The organism is Filimonas lacunae (assembly GCF_002355595.1).
GTDB lineage: Bacteria > Bacteroidota > Bacteroidia > Chitinophagales > Chitinophagaceae > Filimonas > Filimonas lacunae.
The window spans coordinates 183,057-203,280 of sequence record NZ_AP017422.1; the positions used below are offsets into that span (position 1 = coordinate 183,057).

Sequence of the window (20,224 nt, forward strand, 5' to 3'; positions counted from 1 at the left end):
ATAAAAATTTTACAAAATTTGCCTCTCTTAATTTTTGAGAGGATAGGAGGGTACCATGTTACAGCCAAAAAGATCAAAACATAGAAAAATGCAAAAAGGTCGCATTCGTGAAGTTGCCAAAAGAGGCACTTACATTGCGTTTGGATCTTTTGCTTTAAAAGCTCTGGAACCTATCTGGTTAACCAACCGTCAGATCGAAGCAGCCCGTCAGTCAATGACCCGTGCTATGAAACGTGAGGGTAACGTATGGATCAGAGTATTCCCTGATAAAATTATCACCCGCAAGCCATTAGAAGTAAGGATGGGTAAAGGTAAAGGTAACCCTGAATTCTGGGCTGCAGTAGTAGAACCAGGACGCATTCTGTTTGAGTGTGACGGTGTATCAGAACAAGTGGCTCAGGAAGCTATGTTATTAGCTGCCCAGAAGCTGCCCATCAAAACAAAATTCATTGTAAGAAGAGACTTACAATCTTAATTTCTAAAAGGTTATAGCGATGGCTAATAAAAAAATTGATTTCAACAAGAGCATTAAAGATCTGAGCGTATCAGATCTGCAGGCCCGCATCCAGGAAGATTCGCTTCGCTTAAAGAAGCTGGAGTTTGCTCACGCTATTTCTCCGCTGGAAAATCCTATGAGCATTCGCAATCTCAGAAAGGATATTGCCCGTTTGAAAACTGAATTACAGGTTAAAGAACTGGCTAAATAAACTAAATAGCTCAAGCTAAAAATAAGAACGATGTCTGAAAGAAATTTGCGTAAAACAAGGATAGGTATTGTAAGCAGCAACAAAATGACTAAAACCATTACTGTTGCTGTTGAAAGAAAAGTAAAACACCCTATCTATGGTAAGTTCGTAAAGAAAACTACCAAGTTTCATGCTCATGACGAAAAAAATGAGTGCACTATTGGTGATACTGTTAAAATAATGGAAACCCGTCCGCTGAGCAAAACAAAGCGTTGGAGACTGGTAGAAGTTATTGAGAAAGCTAAATAGTAATAACAACTTACCAAGCTGATTTCCTGGCTATACGGGATTCAGCCTCTGAAATTAACAACATTAACCCTGGGTAACACCGGGGTCACAGCTAAAAAGCTAAATAAAATGATTCAGCAAGAAAGCCGCCTTAACGTAGCTGATAATAGCGGTGCAAAAGAGGTACTCTGTATCAGGGTATTAGGCAACTCTGGTCAGGATTATGCCAAAATTGGTGACAAAATCGTTGTTACTGTAAAGGACGCAATCCCTGCCGGTGGTATTAAAAAAGGAACTGTTTCTAAAGCTGTAATAGTTCGTACTACCAACAAATTACGTCGTAAAGACGGTTCTTACATCCGTTTTGATGACAACGCGGTTGTATTACTGAACAACTCTGACGAACCAAGAGGAACCCGTATTTTCGGGCCAGTAGCGAGAGAATTACGTGATAAGGGGTATATGAAGATCATTTCTCTGGCACCGGAAGTGTTATAATAAACGGGAAAATTTAATTACCTTTGCGCCCCCTTTCGATCCTAAGGTTCGTTTGCAGGGGTCAGCAAAACAGAAAAGGGTTGACTCCATAAACATATAAAAATGAGCAACAGATTTAAACCTAAATACAATATCAGAAAAGGTGACACTGTAGTAGTGATTACCGGAGATGATAAAGATTTGAAGAAACCTCGTACGGTTTTGGAAGTTATCATTGATAAAGGCCGTGTAGTAGTAGAGGGTGTGAATATTGTTACCAAGCACACGAAGCCTTCCGCTCAAAATACCAAGGGCGGTATTGTAAAGAAGGAAGCTCCTATCGCCATCAGCAACGTTATGCTGTGGGATGCGAAAGCTGGCGCGCCTGCTAAAATTAAGCGTACCAGGGAAAATGGTAAATTAGTTCGTATATCTAAAAAGTCCGGGGAGGCCATTAAATAATGAGTACCGTTAAATACACTCCGAGATTGGCAGATAAGTACAAAAATGATGTTGTACCTGCCTTAATGAAGAAATTTGCTTACAAAAGTGTAATGCAAACTCCTAAACTGGAGAAAATCTGTATCAACCGCGGCGTTAACGGTGCGGTTGCTGACAAGAAAATGGTAGACGTAGCAGTTGAAGAGCTGTCTATGATCACTGGTCAGAAAGCAGTAGCTACTACTTCTAAAAAGGATATCTCTAACTTTAAACTGCGTAAGGGCATGCCAATTGGTGCACGCGTTACTTTACGTGGTGTGAAGATGTATGAGTTTCTTGATCGTTTGATCGCAGTATCATTACCTCGTGTACGTGACTTCAAAGGTATCAGCGATAAAGCGTTTGATGGCCGTGGTAACTACACATTAGGTGTTACTGAGCAAATCATCTTCCCTGAGATTGATATCGACAAAGTGAATAAAATCACTGGCCTTGACATCACTTTCGTTACTTCTGCGAATACAAACGAAGAAGCATACGAACTGTTAAAGGAAATGGGTATGCCATTTAAGAACATCAAGAAAGACAATAACTAAACATAATTCACGATTTACTTGATTGTAGATCTGAAATCGTAAATAGAAACCACTTATGGCAAAAGAATCAGTAAAAGCCAGACAAAGAAAGCGGGAGAAAATGGTAGCGAAGTTCGCAGAGAAGCGTGCTGAGTTAAAAGCTGCCGGTGATTACGCAGCGTTGGATCAATTGCCACGCAATGCATCCCCAGTTCGTTTAAAAAACCGTTGCCAGTTAACTGGTCGCCCTAAGGGATACATGCGTTATTTCGGTCTATCAAGGGTGATTTTCCGTGATATGGCATTGAATGGTAAAATTCCAGGTGTTAAAAAAGCAAGCTGGTAATACTACCGTAACAAAATTTATAATAGAAGTTAACTTGACATAATTATGGTAACTGATCCTATAGCAGACTTCCTGACCAGGGTTCGTAACGCGCAGCTGGCAGGTCACAGGCTGGTAGAAATACCTGCTTCTAACCTGAAAAAGCGTATCACTGAAATTCTGTACGAGCAAGGTTATATCCTGAAGTACAAATTTGAAGATGACAATAAACAAGGCATCATCAAGATAGCACTTAAATATGATCCTACCACTAAGCAGCCTGCTATCCGTTCTCTGGAAAGAGTAAGCCGTCCAGGTCTGCGTCAGTATTCTAAACCTGCTGACTTCAAAAGAGTTATCAATGGTTTAGGTGTTGCTATCATCAGCACTTCTAAAGGTGTAATGACTGATAAGCAAGCTAAAGCTGACAACGTTGGTGGTGAAGTACTTTGCTACATTTACTAAGAGCAACAAATCCAGGTAATTGCCTGGTTTTGTTCGTTTTACATATTTGTTTTCAGATACATTAAGCTGCACATACACGGCTGACCGGTTTGAAAACGTATTATATCAGAATTAAAACAATTTTTGTATGTCTCGTGTAGGTAAAAAACCAATTGTTGTTCCAGCCGGAGTAACTATTACTGTTGGTAAAGACAACATTGTGACTGTTAAAGGTGCTAAAGGTGAACTGAAGCAGGCTGTTGACAGAGATATCGTTATTGAGGTGAAAGACGGTGTTATTAACATCGGCCGCCCTACTGATCAAATCCGTCACCGCGCATTACACGGTTTATACCGTGCCTTAATTGCAAACCTGGTGAAAGGTGTAACTGAAGGTTACAAGAAAGACCTTGAACTGGTGGGTGTGGGTTATAAAGCTGCCAACCAGGGTAACACTCTGGACCTGTCTCTGGGCTATTCTCACAATATCATATTTGAGATTCCTTCAGAATTAAAAGTGACTACTTTAACTGAAAAAGGTCAGAACCCTAAGATTTTCTTAGAAGGTATTGACAAACAATTACTGGGTCAGGTTGCTGCTAAAATTCGTGGCTTACGTAAACCAGAACCGTACAAAGGTAAAGGTGTTAAGTATAGCGGTGAATTTATCCGTCGTAAGGCTGGTAAAGCTGCTGGTAAGTAAAATCATTAAAATAATCGGCTCCCCGGCAGCATCGGGGAGCTCTAAATAAACAACAATGGACGCTAAAGTTGTAAGAAGACAAAAGATCCGCTATAGAACCCGTAAGAAAATAGCTGGAACTCCTTCAGTACCAAGAATTTCTGTATTTCGCAGTAATGCTGATGTATATCTTCAAGTAATTGATGATTTAAATGGTAAAACCATTGCAGCAGCTTCTACTAAAGACAAGGATATCGCTGCTCAAAAAGTAACTAAGTCTGAAAAGGCTAAACTGGCTGGTGCTGCTGTTGCACGCAAAGCTGTTGCTTTAGGTGTTACTGCCGCTATTTTTGATCGTGGTGGTTATTTGTATCATGGTCGTGTGAAAGCAGCTGCTGAAGGTGCACGTGAAGGTGGTCTTCAATTTTAATAATCGTACAACTAACATCGTAAATCGATATAAATGTCTAAAGTAACTGTAAATAAAGTTAAAGCCGCCGGTGACGTTGAACTGAAGGAGAAAGTTGTGGCTATCAACCGTGTGGTAAAGACCACAAAAGGTGGCCGTACCTTCAGCTTTTCAGCTCTGGTTGTGGTAGGAAATGAAAATGGTATTGTTGGACAAGGCTTAGGTAAAGCTAAGGAAGTTCAGGAAGCCATCACTAAAGGCATTGAAGATGCCAAAAAGAGCCTGGTTAAAGTGCCTATTATGCACGGTACTATTCCTCACGATCAGCTGGCTAAAGACGGAGCTGCTAAAGTTCTGATTAAGCCTGCAGCACACGGTACCGGTGTAATCGCCGGTGGTAGCATGCGTGCTGTACTGGAAAGCGCTGGTGTAACCGACGTATTGGCTAAAAGCTTAGGTTCTGCAAACCCTCATAACGTGGTAAAAGCTACTATTAAAGCTTTAACCCTGTTACGTGAGCCTGTACAAGTTGCAAAAGACCGCAACCTGCAATTAAAGAAAGTTTTTAACGGATAAAATAGGCTAGTAGGTCAGATGGCACCACGCTATCTGGCTTATCTACTAACAATTTTTTATGAAAAAGATTAAAATAACTCAGGTTAAGAGCGCAATCGACAGACCTGAACGTCAGAAACTGACTTTGCAAGCTTTAGGTTTAAACAAACTTAACTCTTCAAAAGAAGTTGAAGCTACTCCACAGATTTTAGGTATGGTTACTAAAGTTAGCCATTTGATTAAAGTGGAAGAATTAGCTTAGTTTTCAGTAATAAATAACAAATGCAAGGGGGTGATTCCCCGTTGAGTCTAAAAATCAATAACATGAAACTGCATAATCTTAAGCCAGCAGAAGGTGCTGTACATAAAGACAAACGTTTAGGTCGTGGTGAAGCGAGTGGTAAAGGTGGTACATCTACAAAAGGTAACAAGGGTGGTCAAAGCCGCGCAGGTTATCAGCGTAAAAATGGTCACGAAGGTGGTCAGATGCCTATCCAAAGACGTATTCCTAAGCGTGGATTTAAAAACAACAACCGTATTGAGTATACAGTATTTAACCTGGGTCAGGTTTCTCAGATCTCAGAAAAATACGGTATTACTGAATTTTCTCTGGAGAACCTGTATATCAATGGCTTAGTAAGCCGTACTGACAGGGTTAAAATTTTAGGTAACGGTGAATTAACCGCTAAAATTACCTTTAAAGTTGATGCAGTAAGTGAAAAAGCAAAAGCGGCTATTGAAGCTGCTGGTGGAACTGTTGAAGTTTTGAAATAAATTTTAACGATATTTGCCAGACGCACCTTCGGGTGCGTCTTTTTGGCTTTAAAGCAATAACATAATTAACCGCAGATTCAGTGAAAAAATTTATTCAGACAGTAAAGAACATCTGGAGCATTGAAGAGTTACGCAGCAAAATCCTGGTTACTCTGGGCTTAATACTGGTGTACAGGGTTGGTACGCAAATCGTACTTCCGGGCATCAATCCACATTTATTGGAAGCAGCTAAAGCCAACAACAAAGGTGGTGGTATGTTAGGCTTGTTTGATATGTTTGCGGGTGGAGCCTTTACCCAGGCTTCTATTCTGGCGTTAGGTATCATGCCTTACATTTCTGCTTCTATCTTTATGCAGTTGATGACCATCCTGGTTCCTCAGTTACAGAAGGTGCAGAAAGAAGGTGAAAGCGGTCGTAAAAAAATTAACCAGTGGACTAGATATCTTACTGTATTAGTAACCGTTTTCCAGGCTGGTGCTTACGTTGCTTACCTGAACAGTCCAGGTTATGCTGAGGCTATCATTGCTGATTATAAACCATTCTTCTTCCCATCTACTTTAATTGTACTGACTGCCGGTACTTTATTTGTGATGTGGATTGGTGAGAAAATTCAGGATAAAGGATTAGGTAACGGTACTTCTATCATTATCATGGTAGGTATCTTAGCCCGTCTTCCACAAGCAATTATCCAGGAATTTGGCGCAAAACAAGCCAAAGCCGGTGGTGGTTTGCTGATTTTCCTGATTGAAACTGCTTTATTGATTGCTATTATTATGGGTCTTATCATCCTGATCCAGGGTGTAAGAAAAGTACCTGTAAACTATGCCAAGCAAATTATTGGTAACAGGCAGTTTGGTGGTGCAAGACAATTTTTGCCTTTAAAGGTGAACAGTGCAGGTGTAATGCCTATCATTTTCGCCCAGGCAATTATGTTCCTGCCTACACTGTTTTCTTTTACCAACCTGGATTCTGCTAAAGGTATTGTTCGCATATTTAACGACCACAGCAATGTATGGTATATGATTATTTATGCGGTAATGGTAATTGGCTTTACCTTCCTATATACGGCCCTGATTTTCAACCCTAAACAAATGGGTGAAGATCTGAAGCGTAACAACGGATTTATTCCTGGTGTAAAACCTGGTCAGCCAACTGCTGATTACATTGGCGCTATCATGGATAGAATTACTTTGCCTGGCGCTATTTTCCTGGCGTTGGTAGGTATCCTTCCTGGTTTTGCCCAGCGTTTAGGTGTTACCCAGGGTTTCAGTACTTTCTTTGGAGGTACTTCTTTACTGATTATGGTGGGAGTTGTGCTGGATACTTTACAGCAAATTGAAACTCATCTGTTAATGCGTCAGTACGATGGTCTTATGAAAGGCGGTCGTTTACAAGGCAGACAGGCTACCACAACAGCAGCCAGTTATTAATTAATTGAACTGATAATAGTAGATAACCTGTTGGGCTAGTTCTGACAGGTTATTTTTATTTTGTAGAACAGGTGTATTTAGTATTATAATGAGCAGGAGGTTTAATATGATTATTTATAAGACAGAGGCTGAGTTAGCTATCATGAAAACCAATTCTACTTTGGTAAGCACTATGCTGGGCGAAGTAGCGAAGGTGTTAAAGCCTGGTATGACCACGCTTGAGATTGACACGTTTTGTAAAAGTTTTATACAGGATAACAAAGGGGTTCCTACCTTTTTTAATTTTCATGGTTATCCCCATAATATCTGTGCTTCGGTAAACGACGTGGTGGTGCATGGTTTTCCTAATAAAAAGGAATTGAAAGAAGGGGATATTGTTTCTATTGATGTAGGTATTACCAGGGATGGTTATGTGGGAGAGCATGCTTATACCTTTATTATGGGGGAGGTAAGCCCTGAGGTGCTACAGCTGGTGAAGGTAACAAAGGAATCGTTATACAAAGGTATTGAGAAGGCTATTGCCGGTAATCGTGTGGGAGATATTGCTTTTGCTATTCAGGAGCATACTGAACGTAAGTATGGTTATGGCGTAGTAAGGGAGCTGGTAGGGCATGGCCTGGGTAAAACCATGCATGAAGATCCGCAGGTGCCTAACTATGGTAAAAGAGGTACAGGAACTTACCTGAAAGAGAATGTGGTACTGGCTATTGAGCCGATGATTAATTTAGGTAAGCGCGATATATATACAGAAGAAGATGGTTGGACTGTACGTACACGTGACGGCAAGCCGTCTGTGCATTTTGAGCATAATGTATGTGTGAAAAAGGGAAAGGCATTCATTCTTTCTGACTACAGCATTATTGAAGCTGCGGAACAAAGCAATCCGAATTTAAATACGAGTTACTATACCAACACTGTTAAAGCCTCTTCTTAAGTAATGCAAAAGCATTTAGTTGTTATAGGTGGCGGTGCAGCTGGTTTTTTCTGTGCAGTGAATGCTGCACGTATGAATTCTCAGCTGAAAGTAACCATACTGGAAAAAAGTAGTAAAGTGCTTTCTAAAGTAAAGGTGAGTGGCGGAGGCAGGTGTAATGTTACACATGCCTGTTTTGACATGAATGCACTGGTGCAATTCTATCCCCGGGGAAAGAATTTTCTCAAGAAAACTTTCCACTGGTTTAATCCTTCCCATACTATTGAATGGTATGGCGAACGTGGAGTGGCATTGAAAAAAGAAGCTGATGGCAGAATGTTCCCGGTGACAGATAATTCTCAAACGGTTATCGACTGCCTGTTGCGTGAAGCTGATAAGCATAAGGTAGAGGTAGTATTGCATGCAGATGTTAAGGAGATTGCCCGAAAAGAAGGTTTTTTTGCTTTATCGTTGGGTGGTGATCGTGTGATGAAGGCAGATTTTGTGTGCGTAGCGTGCGGAGGATTTCCTAAAGCGGAACATTTTGGATGGCTGAATCGTTTGGGACATACGGCAGAGACGCCTGTGCCTTCTCTTTTTACTTTTAATATGCCTGGTAATGCTATCACTTCTTTAATGGGAGTAAGTGTATCTAATGCGCAGGTAAAGGTTGTTGGCACTAAGCTGGTTCAACAGGGGCCGTTATTAATTACCCATTGGGGTATGAGCGGACCGGCTATTTTGCGACTTTCTGCCTGGGGAGCACGTAATCTGGCTGAAATGGATTACCAGTTTAGTATTTATGTGAACTGGGTACCGGAATATACAGAGCAGACGTTAAGAGATGTGTGGGCTTCTATCAGGAATGACCATGCGCAGCAACGTATGGGAGGTAAAAATCCTTTTCAGTTACCTTCCCGTTTATGGGCTTACCTGTTACAACAATGTGAAACGGATGAGAACGTGCGATGGGGTGAACTGCCTTCCAAACAGCAAAATAAGCTGATTCAACATCTGACTATGCAGCAGTTTTCTGTTAAAGGTAAAACTACCTTTAAAGAAGAGTTTGTGACTTGCGGCGGTATTAAACCGGGGGAAATAGAACCTGCTACTATGGAAAGCCGGGTGGTTCCCCAGCTGTTTTTTGCAGGGGAAATAATGGATGTGGATGGTGTTACCGGTGGATTTAATTTTCAACATGCCTGGACCAGCGGGTGGATAGCAGCAAAAGCGATAGCGGAGAAATAACAGATTCACTTATTTAACATAAAGAAGCGGTATCCTTTAGTAATAACTACTACTACGGGATACCGCTTTTCTATTCGTTTCTCTACCTGTTTTACTTCGGAATATTGTTTTCCTTAGTTTTTAGCGGGGGTAGCAGGGGCCGTTTTGTTTGCTTTATAGCGTTTGTCGGCTGTGCCATCTTTTTTGGTAGGGCCTGCCGGTTTTTGCTCTTTCGCTGCGTCTTTGTTCTCTTTATATCTCATGTCAGGCGTGCCGTCTTTTTTAGTTGGCGTACCTGTTGTTGCTGCCGGCTTCTGATCTTTTTTAGGAGTAGCTGTTGCTGTTTTTGCAGGTGCCTGGGCTGTTTCGGCCTTTTTCTCTTTGGTTTGTGCAAAAGAAGCTGCTGACAGCATGCAGGTGGCCATCAGGGCGAGGATCAGTTTTTTCATATAAATCATGTATTTAGGCAGAAAAGGTAGGAGAATTTTGAGATTCGCTGCTTACTTTTTCCTGAAGAATTACTTAAAAAATTCCCATCAGGATTGCATTGCAATGCTGGCTTAGGGTATATAGTGTATCTGGTAAAAAAATAGTAACTTTGCAACCCCGAATAAAACCTCGGGGTAATGTTATGTTTCAAAATTTTATCGTTAAACAATTAAACGCAGATGCACAGGAGAGTGCTGCCCCGGCAGAGCAACCTACTGCGACAACAAATGCACCTGTAGCTGAGCCAGTTGTAGCAACTGCTCATGATGATTTCGACTGGAGTATTGACAAGCGTAACGTGGCTCATTACTCTGCTGAAGAGCAACTGAAATACGACAAAGTTTACGAAAACACTTTCGTTCAAATCGAAGATGGTGAAATCGTAAACGGTGGTGTTGTGGCGCTGACTAAAACTGATGTTGTTATCAACATTGGCTTTAAGAGCGATGGTCTCGTTTCTTTAAACGAATTCCGTGACTTACAGAACCTGGCAATAGGTGATACTGTAGAAGTAATGGTGGTTGAGAAAGAAGACAGGCAAGGTCACTTACACCTGAGCCGTAAACAAGCGCGTATTCACCGTGCCTGGGAAAGAATCGTTGAGGTTCATAAAACAGGTGAAGTGGTTACCGGTACTGTTACCAGCAAAACTAAAGGTGGCTTGATCGTTGACGTATTTGGTATGGAAACATTCTTACCAGGTTCTCAGATCGACGTTAAACCTGTTACTGACTACGATCAGTTTGTTAACAAGACCATGGAATTCAAAGTGGTTAAAGTTAACGAGGCTATCAAAAACGCAGTAGTATCTCACAAAGCTCTGATCGAAAGCGATATCGAAGCACAACGTGCAGAGATCATCAGCAAACTGGAAAAAGGTCAAGTACTGGAAGGTACTGTGAAGAACATCACCGATTTCGGTGCCTTCATGGACCTGGGTGGCCTGGACGGTTTGTTATACATCACCGACATCAGCTGGGGTCGTATTTCACACCCGGGAGAGGTGCTGAAATTAGACCAGAAACTGAATGTGGTGGTTCTGGATTTCGACGACGACAAACGTCGTATCAGCCTGGGTCTGAAACAATTAACTCCACATCCATGGGATGTGCTGCCTGAGTGGATCCACGAAGGTGCTACCGTAAAAGGTAAAGTAGTTAATATCGAAGACTACGGTGCGTTCTTAGAAATTCAGCCTGGTGTTGAAGGTCTGGTTCACGTAAGTGAAATTACCTGGGCTAACACTCCAATCAACGCTAAAGAATTCTTCAAGCTGGGTAACGAGCACGAAGCTAAAGTGGTTACTTTAGACAAAGATGCCCGTAAAATGAGCTTATCTATTAAGCAACTGACTGAAGATCCTTGGAGCACTATTGAAACAAGGTTCCCAGAAGGAAGCAAGCACAAAGGCCTGGTTAAAAACATCACTCCATACGGTGTGTTTGTTGAACTGGAAGCTGGTATCGGTGGTATGATCCACATCAGCGACCTGAGCTGGCTGAAACGCTTCAACCATCCTTCTGAGTACACTAAAGTTGGTGAGCAAATCGATGTTATCATCCTGAGCATTGATAAAGAAAACCGCAAACTGCAATTAGGACATAAGCAACTGGAAGAAGATCCATGGAACACCCTGGAAGATACATTTGCTGTAGGTAGCATTCACGAAGGTACTGTTACCCGCAAAGATGAGAAAGGTGCTATTGTTCAATTACCTTACGGTTTAGAAGGTTTTGCGCCTAACCGTCACCTTGCAAAAGAAGATGGTAAGAGCGTAGGAGCTGACGAAACTGCTCAATTCATGGTGATCGAATTCGATCGTAATGAAAAGCGTATCGTTGTAAGCCATGCACGTATTTGGGAGCAAGCTGTTGCTGAAGAAAAAGAAGCAGTGAAGAAAGAAGCAAAAGTAGAAGCTGACAAAACGAAGAAGGCTGTTAAAAACATCCAGAGCAAAGTAGAAAAAGCTACTTTAGGTGACCTGGGTGCTTTAGCTCAAATCAAAGAAAAACTGAAGAAAGAAGAAGATAACGGTTAATCTGTTACTACTTCAATCTGAAGATACAGAGGCAATATCCGCAAGGATGTTGCCTCTTCTTTTTTGTAGTAGTATGTTGCTTAAACCTTTATCTTTCGGCTCTGTTACCCTGTTAAAACGTACTATGTAAACTATGAAAGCAAAAGTGAATATTGCCTGGTTCAGGAGGGATTTGCGGCTTACTGATAATGCCGCATTGTACCATGCCTTGAAAAGTAGCAGGCCGGTAGTGCCCATATTTGTGTTTGATACCAATATTTTGAATGAATTGCCGGCAGCTGATAAGCGTATAACGTTTATTTATGATGTGCTGGAAGAGATGCAGGAGCAACTGAAAGCATTGGGCAGCAGTCTGGAAGTGTATCATGGAACTCCGGAAGAGGTTTTTACAGCATTGCTGAAGAAATATGATATAGGGCATGTGTTTACGAATCATGACTATGAACAGTATGCTATAGACAGGGATGAGGCTATTGGAATTTTGCTGAAACAGCATGGTGCTGCTTTGCATACTTACAAAGATCAGGTGATATTTGAGCGTAATGAGGTGGTGAAGGATGATGGCACACCTTATACTGTGTTTACGCCTTACAGCCGCAAATGGAAGTCGGCGCTGACGCCTTTTTATTTATCTTCTTACCCGGCCAAAAAATATTACGACAACTTTTACCAGCAAAAAGCATACGCTCTGCCGACTTTAAAAAGTATGGGATTTGAACGTGTGGATATTGATTTTCCCGGGAAGCAGGTGAAATCGGCCCTGATTGAACACTATAAGGATACGCGTGATTTTCCGGGTATTAAAGGCACCAGTCACCTGGGGATACATTTGCGGTTTGGTACTATCAGTATCCGTCAACTGGCCCGGAAGGCGCAGGAGAAAAGTGAGGTGTTTTTAAATGAACTTATCTGGCGTGATTTCTATCATATGATATTAGCGCAGTTTGCGCATGTGCGTGCGGGAGAATCGTTTAGGCAGGACTATGACCGTATACCCTGGCGGAATAATGAAAAAGAGTTTGAGAAGTGGTGTGCTGGCCAAACGGGTTATCCTATTGTGGATGCGGGGATGCGTGAGTTGAATACTACAGGTTTTATGCATAACCGGGTGCGCATGATCACGGCCTCTTTTTTAACCAAGCACCTGTTAATTGACTGGCGTTGGGGCGAGGCGTATTTTGCAGAAAAGCTGTTGGATTATGATTATGCGGCCAATAATGGTGGCTGGCAATGGGCGGCAGGTTGTGGTTGTGATGCTGCACCTTATTTCAGAGTCTTTAGCCCTGCCCGGCAAACGGAGAAATTTGATAAAGAGCTTACCTATATTAAAAAATGGGTGCCTGAGCTGGAAGGGTTTGAGTACCCAGCGCCCATGGTGGTGCATGAAGATGCAAGAAAGCGGGCGCTGGCTACCTATGGCAAAGTGCTTAAGAAGGGATAGTCTCATTGAATATGTTGCTGGTATTGATAGCAGTTTCGGGATGTAACTGCTGATATACCTGCAACATAGCCATAACTGCTTTTTCGCCTTCTGTGCCTAATTGCTGTGAAAAATTGTTTACATACAAATTGATGTGCTGACGCATTACATCTTCGCTCATTTCCTGGGCGTGGGCCTTTACGTAATCAGACAATTCCTTGTGGTGATGTTGATAAGAATAGGCCAGGCTTTCTTGTATCAGTTTATCAATGCGGGTGGTTAAAGTTTTATCTATGCTTTTACGGGCTACAATGCCACCTAAAGGAATAGGCGCTTTTATAGTGGCTTCCCAGTATTCGCCCAGATCCATTATTTTATGCAGGCCTTTTAAATGATAGGTGAACCTGTTTTCGTGGATAATAACGCCGGCATCTACTTCTCCTGTTTTTACTGCGTCTTCAATTTCATGAAACACTTTCAGCACTTTCTTTTTTGCATTAGGAAAGGCGAGTGAGAATAGCATGTGAGCGGTGGTGTTTTCGCCGGGAATGGCTATTGTTGGCTGATCGGCTTCGCTGTTGAACCGGCTGGCAAAGTTGGTAATATTTGCGGGATCGGCGGTAATGAGTAAGGGGCCTACGCCTTTACCCAGGGCGCCACCGCTGCTTAATACAGTGTATTGCTGGTAAATGAGTGGCAGCACTCCGTAGCTTATTTTAGACAAGTCCAGTTTTCCTTCCAATGCCCATTCATTGAGGGTTTGTACGTCGGCCAGCACTACTTCAAAATCCAGATCGCCGGTATCTATCTTTTTGTTGACCAATGCGTCAAAAATAAAAGTATCGTTGGGGCAGGGGCTAAATCCTAACGTCAGTTTCATATCATCCTATCTTATAAAGTTTGTCAATATATTTCAGTAACACCTGGTTTAGTTCGCCAATAGCGTCTTTAATGCGCCATTTGCTTTTATCGCGTTCGCCTATATAGTTGCTGATGGCCCTTATTTGTATAAATGGCGTGTTGGTTTGGCGACATGCGTAATGCAGGGCTGCCCCTTCCATGCTTTCAATAACAGGATTGTATTTTTTCCTGATCTGCTGAATGCGTTTTTCGCCGGTGGTAATGGTGTTGATGGTGATGGCGCTTACTTCGGGCAGCTTTAGCAGATTGTATTGGGGCAGCCAGGGATTAGAAAGTCTCCTTTTTTCGAAGGGGGATAACCAGGTTTTTCGAGTTTGAGGTCGAAAATATCTTTCCAGCGTCCTTCCTCCTGCACACCCGTATCGGCCAGACTTTCGTCTTTTATAACCAACACTTTAGCCAGTGGCTGTGTGGTATCGAAGCATCCGGCAATGCCTGCCTGGATAATTAAATCGGGCTTTTCTTCGTAAATAAGTTTGGTAAGGGAAAAGGCTGTAGCCAGCAGGCCTACACCTCCCTGGTGGAAGGTTACATGCATGCGTTGGCTATTTCCCGTGTAAAGCGGGTCTATGCCTGCGTAAGCTGGCATCCATTCTCCTATTGTTGCCGCTGAAATTACTATGCGCATATATAGGCAAAGGTCGTAGTAAAATAGGTATAAACGCAGAAACAGTTAACTTTGCAAAAATTTTGGGAGCGAGATGGTTTATCTAACCCGGCTGGAACATTTTAACGCAGCGCACAAGTTGTATAATCCCAACTGGAGCAAAGAGCAGAATGATGCTGTGTTTGGTGTTTGCGCCAATGAGAACTGGCATGGTCATAATTTTGACCTGTATATTACTATCAAGGGTACTGTTGACCCTGATACGGGCTTTTTAATGGATGTTAAAAAGCTAAGCAAACTGGTGCAGGAGAAGGTGATTAAGAAAGTAGATCACAAGAACCTGAACCTGGATGTTGATTTTTTACGTGGTAAAATGTGCAGCACAGAAAACCTGGCAATGGGTATCTGGCATGAACTGGCTCCTCATCTGCCCGAACATGTGAAGCTGCATTGTGTTAAGTTGTACGAAACGCAGAGAATTTACGTAGAATATTTTGGTGATTAACCTCTAATAATTCATGCCTGATAACAAAGTAGCTGTATACAGACTAGAGCATTTTAACGCTGCACATCGCCTGCATGTTCCGGAATGGAATGATGTGAAAAATGATGCTGTGTTTGGGAAATGCAACAACGCCAATTATCATGGGCATAACTATGAGCTGATTGTGAAGGTGGTGGGTGTGCCTGATGCAACTACCGGGTATGTGATAGATTTGAAGATACTAAGCGATATTATTAAGGAGCAGGTATTGGACAGGTTTGATCATAAAAATCTGAACCTGGACACAGCAGAGTTTAAAGAATTAAATCCTACTGCTGAAAATATCGCTGTTGTTATTTATAATCTGTTGCGACCTTGTATAGATGCTTCATTGGATATGCAGGTGCGGCTATATGAAACACCCAGGAATTTTGTGGAATACCCGGTATAGGCTTTTTTCTGATTTCAAATTAAACATGTATGGCATATAAGAAGACAGAAGAATATGATGAGCAGGTAACGGAAGGCTTGATGAAAAGCTATAAAGACGCTTTGACCTTACTGGGTGAAGATGCTGAGCGTGAGGGGCTTTTGAAAACGCCTGAACGCATGGCTAAGGCTATGCAATATCTTACGCAAGGGTATGATTTGAACGCTATAGATATACTAAACTCAGCCAAGTTTAAGGAAGAGGTGAGCGAGATGGTGATTGTGAAGGATATTGAATTGTACTCGATGTGTGAGCATCATATGTTGCCTTTCTTTGGTAAAGCGCATATTGCCTATATTCCTAATGGTTATATTACCGGTTTAAGTAAACTGGGCAGGGTGGTGGATGTGTATGCCCGCCGCCTGCAGGTGCAGGAAAGGTTAACCACTCAAATTCTGGAGGCGATTAAAGAAGCGTTGAACCCGCTAGGCGTGGCAGTAGTTATTGAAGCAAAACACCTGTGTATGATGATGCGTGGTGTGCAAAAGCAAAACTCTGTTACCACTACTTCGGCTTTTGACGGCGAGTTTTTACACAATCATATTACCCGTAACGAGTTTCTGAAATTGATTTCATCCGACCTCAGCTAGAGAGGTGAGGAGGAGTATACCCCTTATTTATATGTTTGTGCAGCGGTGCGGATATAAACCAGTTACGTTACGTTTGCAAAAAAGTTTTACATCTGATGAGTAAACATGCTTATATATTCCCCGGACAGGGCAGCCAGTTCAGTGGTATGGGAAAGGCTTTGTATGAGTCTAATGCTCAGGCTAAAGACCTGTTTGAACAGGCTAATGATATTCTGGGTTTTCGTATCAGTGACGTAATGTTTACCGGAACTGATGCGGAGTTAAAACAAACGAATGTTACCCAGCCTGCAGTGTTTTTACACTCTGTGGTAGCATATCGTACTTTAGAGAATGCGGTGCCTGATATGGTTGCCGGTCATTCTTTAGGCGAATTTTCTGCGCTGGTAGCCAACGGTGTTTTATCGTTTGAAGATGCTTTACGTCTGGTAAGCATTCGTGCTACTGCTATGCAAAAGGCCTGCGAATTAACTCCATCTACCATGGCTGCGGTGTTAGCACTGGAAGATGCCAAGGTGGAAGAAATCTGTGCCCTGGTACAAAACGAAACTAAAGAGGTGGTTGTAGCGGCTAATTATAACTGTCCTGGCCAGCTGGTAATCAGCGGTAGCATCAGGGGCATTGATGTTGCCTGTGAAAGGCTGAAAGCGGCAGGTGCCAAGCGTGCGCTGGTATTGCCCGTAGGTGGTGCTTTCCACTCTCCTTTAATGGCTCCTGCGCGTGAAGAGTTGGCTGCTGCTATTGAAGCCACTACTTTTAACACGCCTACCTGCCCCGTTTATCAGAACGTTGTGGCCAGTGCTGTAAGCGATGCAGCTACTATTAAGCAAAATCTGATCAGCCAGTTAACCGGCGCAGTTAGATGGACGCAGAGTGTACAGGCTATGGTGGCTGATGGCGCTACTCATTTTACAGAATCTGGTCCTGGTAAAGTGTTACAGGGATTAGTAGCAAAAATTGAGAAATCTGCTATTACTGATGGTGTTTCTTAATGTAATACCTGAATAATATTTATAAAAAGCGGCTGTTTCATTGAAGCAGCCGCTTTTATTTTGCGCAGATATAATCAGTATTAAATTGCATCTGATGTGATGCGCCAAGAGGAACTTATAGTTTTACAAGGCTGCCGGTTACACATTCACACTACAATTCACCCATTCTCCATCGAAGCTGGCGTTGAGCTTTTTGTAGAAGTTAATAGCGGGTTCGTTCCAATCTAACACCTGCCATGCAATGGCGGCTAAGCCGCGGGCTTTAGCTTCGGCAAACAGTTGCTCAAACAGCATGGCTCCTACGCCTTTACCACGCCATGATTCGGTCACCAACAGATCTTCCAGGTACATACGCTGCCCTTTCCAGGTGCTGTACCGGATATAGTAAAGGGCAAAGCCTATAATGTGTAGTTCTGGGCTGCCGGCAGTTACCGGGGCTTCGGCTACAAAAGCCCACCACACGGGGTTGGGGCCAAAGCCGCTTTCTTCAAAATGTTCCAGGGTAACGGTTACTTCCTCCGGAGCTTTTTCAAATAACGCAAGTTCATTCACTAATTCCATCAGCCGCGGACAATCTTCTTTCCTGGCTCTGCGTATTGTTATTGTCATTATTGCAAATTAGTGATTTTGCTTATTCTGCCAGCGTCCATATACTGGAGCGACTGAGCAAAGAGAAGCCACAGATAAAGCCTTTGAGTTTGAGTTCTTTGCCGTTAACCGTAAGTTTACCGCAATAGGTTTTACCACTTTTAGGGTCGTAAACGGTGCCGTCTTCAAATATGTTACTATCGTCTTTGTCTTGCGTAAAGGTTTTTAAAATCACGAAGTTGAGGAGTGGAACATTGCGCTGGTTTTCTTTGGGGTTTTTCACATCGGTGCGTGGTTTACCGTGTTCATCAACAGGCTCCTGCAGCCAGACTATTTTTCCGTAGTATTTGCCATCTACGGCTTTGTAAATCTGGATTTTGGAAGTTTTTTCAGCGTTAAACCATATACGTTCTATCGATGCTTTCTGAGCCAGGGCGGTGAAACAGATGCCGTAGGTAAGCAATGTGGCGATTATTTTTTTCATATTAACAGGCTTTCTCTTTCTAAGTTACTGTTTTTAGTGTCTATAGCCATAAAAAAAGCGGCTATTACCAGGTGTAATAGCCGCTAATAATGTGTTAAGTTCTATTTGTTTAGCCGTTATAAGCCCACTTAATCCAGGTAGCACCCCAGGTAAACCCACCACCAAAGGCAGCCAATACCAAGTTGTCATCTTTTTTCAGTTGCTTTTCCCACTCCCACAAACACAAAGGAATAGTGGCAGCGGTAGTATTGCCATAACGTTGAATATTGATCATTACTTTTTCCAGTGGCAGTCCCATACGGGTTCTGGTAGCGTCGATGATACGCAGGTTGGCCTGGTGTGGTACCAGCCAGGCAATGTCATCGGCCGTGAGGTTGTTACGCTCTAATATTTGTGCACCTACATCGGCCATGCCGGATACTGCATATTTGAAAACGGTTTTACCTTCCTGGAAAGCGTAGTGCTCACGGTTGGTAACTGTTTCAATACTTGCTGGTTTCAATGATCCACCGGCTTTCATATGCAGATAGTGTCTGCCGTTGCCATCGCTTTTTAAAATGCTGTCTCTTACACCGTAACCTTCTTCGTTAGGTTCCAGCAATACGCCGCCGGCACCATCACCAAAGATTACGCAGGTGTTTCTATCAGTGTAGTCAATGATGGCACTCATTTTATCTACACCTATTACAATCACTTTTTTATAACGACCACTTTCAATGAAAGCAGCTCCTGTGGTAAGGGCATATAAAAAGCCGCTACAGGCGGCACTTACATCAAATCCAAAGGCGTTTACAGCACCTACTTTATCAGAAACGATATTAGCAGTAGCAGGGAAAACCATGTCGGGGGTTACAGTAGCGCAGATAATGCAGTCAATCTCTTCGGCGCTGATGTTTCTCTTTCTCAGAATTTCTTCTACTACGGGAGCTGCCATGTCGCTGCTGGCTTTGCCTTCCCCTTTTAAGATACGTCTTTCCTCTATTCCGGTTCTCGCGATAATCCATTCATTATTGGTATCTACCATTTTCTCCAGCTCCTGGTTGGTAAGTCTATATTCAGGAACATAGCCTCCCACGGTGGTAATGGCTGCACTGATTTTGTTCATGCTGTGAATTCAATTAAAGGTGCCAAAGGTATTGACAATTCATTAATATGGTTTTTCAATTTTTAAGGGGGTATAGAAATAAAAAATTTAATGACTAAGTGACTATTATTTACGTCTATTAGGTAGAAAAACCCCTATTTTTGGTATAACTCGGTATATGATAGCATTTGTAAGAGGCATTTTTGTGCACAAAACCCCGGCCCAGGTAATTGTAGATGTGAATGGTGTAGGATATGATTTACATATTAGCCTTCACACCTTTTCAGTTATCAGTAATATGGAAAAGGGACAATTGTACACCTATTTGCATATTACCGAAAATGGTCAAACGCTATATGGGTTTTATGAGATGCGGGAGAAAGAACTTTTTCTGCAGCTGATTAGTGTTTCGGGTGTGGGTGCTTCTACAGCGCGTATGATGTTATCGGGGATGAAACCTGACGAAATAGTGAAAGCTATCGTTCAGAGCAATGCAAAACAACTGGAAGGAATTAAAGGTATAGGCAAAAAAACGGCAGAGCGCCTGGTTTTAGAGTTAAAAGATAAGCTGAACAAACAAGCTCCTGACCTGTCCATTTTGTCGCAGGCCGACGCTCAGCAATATTCTATGGAATCAGACGCCTTAAACGCCCTTGTAAGTTTAGGAATAGCCAGACCAACTGCAGAACAGGCTTTAAAGAAAGCATTAAAATCCAATCATCCTACAGAAGAAACTACACTGGAATCATTAATTAAACTGGCCCTGAAAAATATTTGAGCCTATAGACATAATTCTACTTAACCAGAGCTTAAG

General features: G+C 42.3%; 30 protein-coding genes. 23 read left to right on the forward strand and 7 right to left on the reverse strand.

Annotated elements, in window-relative coordinates; genetic code table 11:
• Positions 1-88 precede the first annotated feature (88 nt).
• From rplP to FLA_RS00760, 16 genes are all read left to right on the forward strand, one after another.
• Positions 89-475, forward strand: a complete 387-nt coding sequence (rplP, locus tag FLA_RS00685) for a 50S ribosomal protein L16 (RefSeq protein ID WP_455423351.1) — start codon at positions 89-91, stop codon at positions 473-475.
• Positions 476-494: 19 nt separating this feature from the next.
• Entirely contained in the window at positions 495-707 is a 213-nt protein-coding gene (gene rpmC / locus FLA_RS00690) for a 50S ribosomal protein L29 (RefSeq protein ID WP_076379461.1), read from the forward strand.
• A gap of 30 nt (positions 708-737) precedes the next feature.
• Positions 738-995, forward strand: a complete 258-nt coding sequence (rpsQ, locus tag FLA_RS00695; protein WP_076379460.1) for a 30S ribosomal protein S17 — start codon at positions 738-740, stop codon at positions 993-995.
• A gap of 108 nt (positions 996-1,103) precedes the next feature.
• Positions 1,104-1,472: a 50S ribosomal protein L14 gene (rplN, locus tag FLA_RS00700; RefSeq protein WP_076379459.1), complete on the forward strand. Its 369-nt coding sequence runs from the start codon at positions 1,104-1,106 to the stop codon at positions 1,470-1,472.
• Between the two features lie 102 nt (positions 1,473-1,574).
• Positions 1,575-1,913: a 50S ribosomal protein L24 gene (rplX, locus tag FLA_RS00705; protein ID WP_076379458.1), complete on the forward strand. Its 339-nt coding sequence runs from the start codon at positions 1,575-1,577 to the stop codon at positions 1,911-1,913.
• On the forward strand, positions 1,913-2,488 hold the full coding sequence (gene rplE, locus FLA_RS00710) for a 50S ribosomal protein L5 (protein WP_076379457.1): 576 nt from the start codon (positions 1,913-1,915) through the stop codon (positions 2,486-2,488). The genes rplX and rplE overlap by 1 nt, the downstream gene beginning before the upstream one ends.
• Positions 2,489-2,543: 55 nt before the next feature.
• On the forward strand, positions 2,544-2,813 hold the full coding sequence (rpsN, locus tag FLA_RS00715; protein WP_076379456.1) for a 30S ribosomal protein S14: 270 nt from the start codon (positions 2,544-2,546) through the stop codon (positions 2,811-2,813).
• A gap of 45 nt (positions 2,814-2,858) precedes the next feature.
• Positions 2,859-3,257, forward strand: a complete 399-nt coding sequence (gene rpsH / locus FLA_RS00720) for a 30S ribosomal protein S8 (protein WP_076379455.1) — start codon at positions 2,859-2,861, stop codon at positions 3,255-3,257.
• Between the two features lie 127 nt (positions 3,258-3,384).
• Positions 3,385-3,939, forward strand: a complete 555-nt coding sequence (gene rplF / locus FLA_RS00725; protein WP_076379454.1) for a 50S ribosomal protein L6 — start codon at positions 3,385-3,387, stop codon at positions 3,937-3,939.
• Between the two features lie 55 nt (positions 3,940-3,994).
• The gene (gene rplR, locus FLA_RS00730; protein ID WP_076379453.1) at positions 3,995-4,348 is read left to right on the forward strand and encodes a 50S ribosomal protein L18; all 354 of its coding nucleotides are present in this window, start codon (positions 3,995-3,997) and stop codon (positions 4,346-4,348) included.
• 33 nt (positions 4,349-4,381) lie between these two features.
• A complete protein-coding gene (rpsE, locus tag FLA_RS00735; RefSeq protein ID WP_076379452.1) occupies positions 4,382-4,903 on the forward strand; it encodes a 30S ribosomal protein S5 in 522 nt (173 codons plus the stop codon).
• 58 nt (positions 4,904-4,961) lie between these two features.
• Positions 4,962-5,144 carry a 50S ribosomal protein L30 gene (rpmD, locus tag FLA_RS00740; protein WP_076379451.1) on the forward strand — a complete coding sequence of 61 codons (183 nt, stop codon included), beginning with the start codon at positions 4,962-4,964 and terminating at the stop codon, positions 5,142-5,144.
• A gap of 62 nt (positions 5,145-5,206) precedes the next feature.
• A complete protein-coding gene (rplO, locus tag FLA_RS00745; RefSeq protein WP_076379450.1) occupies positions 5,207-5,656 on the forward strand; it encodes a 50S ribosomal protein L15 in 450 nt (149 codons plus the stop codon).
• A gap of 80 nt (positions 5,657-5,736) precedes the next feature.
• Positions 5,737-7,086, forward strand: coding sequence for a preprotein translocase subunit SecY (gene secY, locus FLA_RS00750; protein ID WP_076379449.1), 1,350 nt, complete (start codon positions 5,737-5,739; stop codon positions 7,084-7,086).
• Between the two features lie 106 nt (positions 7,087-7,192).
• Positions 7,193-8,020, forward strand: a complete 828-nt coding sequence (map, locus tag FLA_RS00755; protein ID WP_076379812.1) for a type I methionyl aminopeptidase — start codon at positions 7,193-7,195, stop codon at positions 8,018-8,020.
• Positions 8,021-8,023: 3 nt separating this feature from the next.
• Positions 8,024-9,247: a BaiN/RdsA family NAD(P)/FAD-dependent oxidoreductase gene (locus FLA_RS00760; RefSeq protein WP_076379448.1), complete on the forward strand. Its 1,224-nt coding sequence runs from the start codon at positions 8,024-8,026 to the stop codon at positions 9,245-9,247.
• A 113-nt stretch (positions 9,248-9,360) separates the two neighbouring features.
• On the opposite strand, the gene FLA_RS00765 is transcribed toward FLA_RS00760, so the two are convergent.
• A complete protein-coding gene (locus FLA_RS00765) occupies positions 9,361-9,675 on the reverse strand; it encodes a hypothetical protein (protein ID WP_076379447.1) in 315 nt (104 codons plus the stop codon).
• A gap of 182 nt (positions 9,676-9,857) precedes the next feature.
• On the opposite strand from FLA_RS00765, the gene rpsA reads away from it, so the two are divergent.
• Both rpsA and FLA_RS00775 read left to right on the forward strand, forming a co-directional pair.
• Positions 9,858-11,753, forward strand: a complete 1,896-nt coding sequence (gene rpsA, locus FLA_RS00770) for a 30S ribosomal protein S1 (protein ID WP_076379446.1) — start codon at positions 9,858-9,860, stop codon at positions 11,751-11,753.
• Positions 11,754-11,886: 133 nt separating this feature from the next.
• Positions 11,887-13,194, forward strand: a complete 1,308-nt coding sequence (locus FLA_RS00775) for a cryptochrome/photolyase family protein (RefSeq protein WP_076379445.1) — start codon at positions 11,887-11,889, stop codon at positions 13,192-13,194.
• Here the strand turns inward: FLA_RS00775 and FLA_RS00780 are convergent.
• The 3 genes from FLA_RS00780 to FLA_RS00790 form a co-directional block, all read right to left on the reverse strand.
• Positions 13,181-14,053: a 1,4-dihydroxy-6-naphthoate synthase gene (locus FLA_RS00780; protein WP_076379444.1), complete on the reverse strand. Its 873-nt coding sequence runs from the start codon at positions 14,051-14,053 to the stop codon at positions 13,181-13,183. The two genes, FLA_RS00775 and FLA_RS00780, sit on opposite strands and share 14 nt — an antisense overlap.
• Before the next feature lies 1 nt (position 14,054).
• Positions 14,055-14,234: a phosphorylase family protein gene (locus FLA_RS31765; RefSeq protein ID WP_096510618.1), complete on the reverse strand. Its 180-nt coding sequence runs from the start codon at positions 14,232-14,234 to the stop codon at positions 14,055-14,057.
• 98 nt (positions 14,235-14,332) lie between these two features.
• Positions 14,333-14,722 (reverse strand): nucleoside phosphorylase-I family protein, encoded by a 390-nt coding sequence (locus FLA_RS00790; protein ID WP_096510620.1) that lies wholly within the window; start codon positions 14,720-14,722, stop codon positions 14,333-14,335.
• A 73-nt stretch (positions 14,723-14,795) separates the two neighbouring features.
• Between FLA_RS00790 and FLA_RS00795 the strand changes: the two genes are divergently transcribed.
• The 4 genes from FLA_RS00795 (at position 14,796) to fabD (ending at position 17,254) form a co-directional block, all read left to right on the forward strand.
• On the forward strand, positions 14,796-15,206 hold the full coding sequence (locus tag FLA_RS00795) for a 6-pyruvoyl trahydropterin synthase family protein (RefSeq protein ID WP_076379442.1): 411 nt from the start codon (positions 14,796-14,798) through the stop codon (positions 15,204-15,206).
• A gap of 13 nt (positions 15,207-15,219) precedes the next feature.
• A complete protein-coding gene (locus FLA_RS00800; protein WP_076379441.1) occupies positions 15,220-15,636 on the forward strand; it encodes a 6-pyruvoyl trahydropterin synthase family protein in 417 nt (138 codons plus the stop codon).
• Between the two features lie 29 nt (positions 15,637-15,665).
• Positions 15,666-16,265, forward strand: a complete 600-nt coding sequence (gene folE / locus FLA_RS00805; protein ID WP_076379440.1) for a GTP cyclohydrolase I FolE — start codon at positions 15,666-15,668, stop codon at positions 16,263-16,265.
• Between the two features lie 95 nt (positions 16,266-16,360).
• Positions 16,361-17,254 (forward strand): ACP S-malonyltransferase, encoded by an 894-nt coding sequence (gene fabD / locus FLA_RS00810; protein WP_076379439.1) that lies wholly within the window; start codon positions 16,361-16,363, stop codon positions 17,252-17,254.
• Positions 17,255-17,392: 138 nt separating this feature from the next.
• On the opposite strand, the gene FLA_RS00815 is transcribed toward fabD, so the two are convergent.
• The 3 genes from FLA_RS00815 to FLA_RS00825 all read right to left on the reverse strand — a co-directional run bounded on the left by FLA_RS00815 (position 17,393) and on the right by FLA_RS00825 (position 19,431).
• The gene (locus FLA_RS00815; protein ID WP_076379438.1) at positions 17,393-17,863 is read right to left on the reverse strand and encodes a GNAT family N-acetyltransferase; all 471 of its coding nucleotides are present in this window, start codon (positions 17,861-17,863) and stop codon (positions 17,393-17,395) included.
• A 22-nt stretch (positions 17,864-17,885) separates the two neighbouring features.
• Positions 17,886-18,326 (reverse strand): DUF2147 domain-containing protein, encoded by a 441-nt coding sequence (locus FLA_RS00820; protein ID WP_076379437.1) that lies wholly within the window; start codon positions 18,324-18,326, stop codon positions 17,886-17,888.
• Positions 18,327-18,435: 109 nt separating this feature from the next.
• Positions 18,436-19,431 carry a beta-ketoacyl-ACP synthase III gene (locus FLA_RS00825; RefSeq protein ID WP_076379436.1) on the reverse strand — a complete coding sequence of 332 codons (996 nt, stop codon included), beginning with the start codon at positions 19,429-19,431 and terminating at the stop codon, positions 18,436-18,438.
• A 157-nt stretch (positions 19,432-19,588) separates the two neighbouring features.
• On the opposite strand from FLA_RS00825, the gene ruvA reads away from it, so the two are divergent.
• Entirely contained in the window at positions 19,589-20,188 is a 600-nt protein-coding gene (ruvA, locus tag FLA_RS00830) for a Holliday junction branch migration protein RuvA (RefSeq protein ID WP_076379435.1), read from the forward strand.
• Positions 20,189-20,224 lie beyond the last annotated feature (36 nt).